At 57.4% G+C, this 4,845-nt stretch carries 2 protein-coding genes and 1 pseudogene; 2 read left to right on the forward strand and 1 reads right to left on the reverse strand.

Annotated elements, in window-relative coordinates:
* A partial coding sequence (locus AB7E14_RS20635; protein WP_428169876.1) for a 5'-nucleotidase C-terminal domain-containing protein occupies nucleotides 1-410 on the forward strand: 410 nt, incomplete at its 5' end.
* Between the two features lie 62 nt (nucleotides 411-472).
* Here AB7E14_RS20635 and purL read toward each other — a convergent pair.
* Nucleotides 473-4,360 carry a phosphoribosylformylglycinamidine synthase gene (purL, locus tag AB7E14_RS20640; protein ID WP_316962750.1) on the reverse strand — a complete coding sequence of 1,296 codons (3,888 nt, stop codon included), beginning with the start codon at nucleotides 4,358-4,360 and terminating at the stop codon, nucleotides 473-475.
* A gap of 261 nt (nucleotides 4,361-4,621) precedes the next feature.
* Here purL and AB7E14_RS20645 point away from each other — a divergent pair.
* Nucleotides 4,622-4,845: pseudogene (locus tag AB7E14_RS20645) on the forward strand (membrane-bound lytic murein transglycosylase MltF); the annotation flags it as partial.

The following is a 4,845-nucleotide window of genomic DNA, read 5'->3' on the forward strand; positions in this document are numbered from 1 at the left end:
TTGGCGATATTATTAGCGCCTTCCCGTTCCCTAATGAACTGACCGTGATGGATTTAACGGGTAAATCATTACGCAATCTGATGGAGCATGGGGCGTCGCTGAGCAACGGCGTATTACAGATGTCGATAGGCGCTGAAATGCTCTACGACCCGCGTAAACCGGTCGGCCAGCGCGTGACGACATTTACACTTAACGGCAAAAACATTGTCGATACGCAAACCTATCTCGAGGCAACCAACAGTTTCCTCGCGCCGGGCGGTGATGGTTTTATGGCTTTTACCGACGGTAAAAATAAGCAGGTCCGCGGCGGATATAACCTCTCCGATGCGGTGATTGATTACCTGAAAAAAGGCAACGTCATCGACCCTCAGCAAGTCAATGAAATGCGCGTACAGGAAGTCAAAAAATAACCTGTCCCTCGTGCAAAAAAAAGCCCGATGACATTCACCGGGCTTTCATCATTACGGGTGCCTTATCCCAACTGCTTGCGGGCGTTGCGGAAGATACGCATCCACGGACCGTCCTCACCCCAGTTTTCCGGGTGCCATGAGTTACTGACGGTACGATACACACGTTCCGGATGCGGCATCATCACCGTCACACGACCACTTTCCGTGGTGACAGCGGTAATCCCATTCGGCGAGCCGTTCGGGTTAGCCGGGTAGGTTTCCGTTACGTTGCCAAAGTTATCGACAAAGCGCAGTGCGACCAGACCTTTGCTTTCCAGCGCCGCCAGATGGGCTGCGTCGCGAACTTCAACGCGCCCTTCTCCGTGCGAGACGGCGATAGGCATCATTGACCCGACCATGCCCTGCAGCAACAGAGACGGGCTCTGGGTCACCTCAACCAGGCTGAAGCGGGCTTCAAAGCGATCCGAATGGTTACGCACAAAGCGCGGCCACAGGTCACTGCCCGGGATCAGTTCACGCAGATTCGACATCATCTGACAGCCGTTACACACCCCCAGCGCCAGCGTTTGTGGACGATGGAAGAAGGTTTCGAACTCATCGCGCACGCGGTTGTTGAACAGAATTGATTTCGCCCAGCCCTCACCCGCGCCCAGTACGTCGCCGTAAGAGAAGCCGCCGCAGGCCACCAGCGCCTGGAAGTTACCCAGACCCGTGCGGCCACCGAGCAGATCGCTCATGTGCACGTCAATCGCGTCAAAGCCTGCACGCTGGAACGCCGCAGCCATTTCGACGTGAGAGTTCACCCCTTGCTCACGCAGTACCGCCACTTTCGGACGCGCACCGGTCGCAATATACGGTGCGGCGATATCGTCATTAATATCAAAGGTCAGCTTCGCGCTAAGGCCCGGATCGGCATCGTTGGTTTTCGCATCGTGCTCCTGATCGGCACACTCCGGGTTATCACGCAGACGCTGCATTTGCCAGGTGGTTTCGGCCCACCAGATGCGAAGCGTCGTGCGACTTTCGCTGAAGACGGTCTGACCGTTGGCTTCGATAACAAAACGATCGCCCGTGACGGCCTGGCCCAGGTAATGTACGCAATCGCCCAGACCGTGTTGCGCCAACAGCGCTTCCACCGCCTCGCGATCCCCGGCACGTACCTGAATCACCGCACCCAACTCTTCGTTAAACAGCGCCGCCAGACGATCGTCGCCCAGTGCGGCGATATCCGCCTGAACCCCACAGTGACCGGTAAAGGCCATTTCCGCCAGCGTCACCAGCAGGCCGCCATCGGAACGGTCGTGATAAGCGAGCAGTTTACGTTGCGCCACCAGCGCCTGCATCGCGTCGTAGAAGCCCTTCAGTTGCGCGACGTCACGCACATCTGCCGGCGTATCACCAAGCTGGCGGTATACCTGCGCCAGCGCCGTCGCGCCCAGCGCGTTGTGGCCACGGCCCAGGTCGATCAGCAGCAGCGCGTTGTCTTCAGTAGAAAGCTGCGGGGTGATGGTATGACGCACATCTTCCACGCGGGCAAAAGCGGAAATCACCAGCGACAGCGGCGAGGTCATTTCGCGCTGTTCGTTGCCTTCCTGCCAACGGGTTTTCATCGACATCGAGTCTTTACCCACCGGAATCGTCAGACCCAGCGCCGGACAGAGTTCTTCACCGACCGCTTTCACCGCTTCGTATAAACCGGCATCTTCGCCCGGGTGACCGGCTGCGGCCATCCAGTTAGCGGAAAGCTTAATGCGTTTGATATCACCAATCTGCGTTGCCGCGATATTGGTCAATGCTTCCCCGACCGCCAGACGGGCAGAAGCGGAGAAGTCGAGCAGCGCCACTGGCGCACGTTCGCCGATCGACATCGCTTCACCGTAGTAGCTGTCGAGGCTGGCGGTGGTCACCGCGCAGTTCGCCACCGGCACCTGCCACGGACCGACCATCTGATCGCGAGACACCATCCCGGTCACAGTACGGTCGCCAATGGTGACCAGGAAGGTTTTTTCCGCCACCGTCGGCAGATGCAGAACGCGTTTAACTGCATCCGCAATGGTGATGTCAGCACGATCCAGTGCCTCACCTTTCGCCTTCAGCGTCTGAACGTCGCGGGTCATCTTCGGCGTTTTGCCGAGCAGTACGTCAAGTGGCAGATCGATAGGCTGGTTGTTGAAGTGACGATCGTTTAGCGACAGATGCTGTTCTTCGGTCGCCTCACCAATTACCGCATACGGCGCGCGCTCGCGCTTACACAGCTCGTCGAACAGTGGCAGTTGGTCCGCCGCCACAGCCAGTACGTAACGTTCCTGGGACTCATTACACCAGATCTCCAGCGGGCTCATACCCGGCTCATCGCTGAGGATGTCACGCAGTTCGAATTTACCGCCGCGTCCGCCGTCACTAACCAGTTCAGGCATCGCGTTCGACAGACCGCCGGCGCCAACGTCGTGGATAAACAGGATCGGGTTGGCGTCACCCAACTGCCAGCAGCGGTCGATCACTTCCTGGCAGCGGCGTTCCATCTCCGGGTTATCACGCTGTACCGAGGCAAAATCAAGATCCGCGTCAGACTGGCCGGAGGCCATCGAGGAAGCCGCGCCGCCGCCCAGGCCGATATTCATCGCCGGACCGCCGAGAACGATCAGCTTCGCCCCGACGACGATCTCGCCTTTCTGTACGTGATCGGCACGAATGTTACCAATCCCGCCCGCCAGCATGATCGGCTTGTGATAGCCGCGCAGCTCTTCGCCATTGTGGCTGTTCACTTTTTCTTCGTAAGTACGGAAATAGCCGTTCAGCGCAGGACGACCAAATTCATTGTTAAACGCCGCGCCGCCCAGCGGGCCTTCAGTCATGATATCCAGCGCGGTCACAATACGCTCTGGCTTGCCGAAGTCTTCTTCCCACGGCTGCTCAAAGCCCGGAATGCGCAGGTTAGAAACGGAGAAGCCCACCAGACCGGCTTTTGGCTTCGCGCCGCGTCCGGTTGCCCCTTCATCACGGATTTCACCGCCGGAACCAGTCGCCGCCCCCGGCCACGGCGAGATCGCCGTCGGGTGGTTATGGGTTTCCACCTTCATCAGGATATGCGCCGGCTCCTGGTGGAAGTCATAGCGACCGGTCGCGTGGTCGGCAAAGTAACGCCCCACTTCAGACCCTTCCATCACCGCCGCGTTATCTTTATACGCGGAAAGCACGTGGTCCGGTGTGGTTTCAAAGGTGTTTTTGATCATCTTGAACAGCGACTTCGGCTGTTGCTTGCCATCGATGATCCAGTCGGCGTTGAAAATCTTGTGGCGGCAGTGCTCAGAGTTCGCCTGCGCAAACATGTAGAGTTCGATGTCGTTCGGGTTGCGCCCCAGTCGGGTAAACGCGTCCTGCAGGTAATCAATTTCGTCATCCGCCAGCGCCAGACCGAGACGCAGGTTAGCATCAATCAGCGCCTGACGGCCTTCACCCAGCAGATCAACACTTGCAACCGGCGCCGGCTGATGGTGAGCAAACAGTTTTTCCGCATCGGTTAACGAAGAGAACACTGTCTCCATCATTCGATCGTGCAGTTCAGCGGCAACCCACTGCCACTGCTCAGCGCTTAGCGTGGAGGCCTCAACGTAATAAGCGACGCCGCGTTCCAGACGGTCAATTTGTTGCAGACCGCAGTTATGGGCGATATCTGTCGCTTTGGAAGACCAGGGGGAGATGGTGCCAGGGCGAGGCGTCACCAGCAGCAGTTTCCCTTCCGGGGTGTGGCTGCTCAGGCTGGGACCGTATTTCAGCAGACGGGCAAGCTGCGCGTGCTCATCCTCGTTCAACGGGGCGTTCAGGTCAGCGAAATGGACGTACTCGGCGTAAATATTGCTTACCTGGAGGTTGGCAGCCTGAAAACGTGCCAGCAGTTTGTTAATACGGAATGCGGACAGTGCAGGCGAACCACGCAGAATTTCCATCATAAGTCTCTCGTCTTCTAAGCTAAGCTTTCGGTGTGCCCAAGTGGGGAAACGTGCGTCATTATAAAGAATCTGAGCCGCCGACGAAACCGTTTGCGTCGAAATAAAATCCACCGCCGTTATTGTCATACGATGCTGCCAATGGCTGTAATTAGTTGCCAACTGGCGCAAGTTTAAGCAAAATGCCGCTCATTGATGAATACTCCTGGCCTTTCTATTCTTTTTCCCATCCTGAGGCAACGCACGGTTCAGAGAATTAACTAATTGAAAAAATTAAAGATTAATTATCTGTTCATCGGCATACTGACGCTGCTGCTGGCGGCGGCCCTCTGGCCCTCTATCCCCTGGTTCGGTAAAGCCGATAATCGTATCGCCGCGATCCAGTCGCGGGGAGAGTTGCGCGTGAGCACAATTGAGTCGCCGCTCACCTGGGCGAAACTCGACGGTAAGCCGTACGGGCTCGATTACGAGCTGGCGCAGCAGTTCGC

It is taken from the genome of Citrobacter sp., assembly GCF_050252275.1.
Classification (GTDB): domain Bacteria; phylum Pseudomonadota; class Gammaproteobacteria; order Enterobacterales; family Enterobacteriaceae; genus Citrobacter_A; species Citrobacter_A amalonaticus.

Bases quoted from the DNA above. Each gene is read 5' to 3' on its own strand.
- purL (WP_316962750.1), bottom strand. From the start codon at position 4,360: ATGATGGAAATTCTGCGTGGTTCGCCTGCACTGTCCGCATTCCGTATT.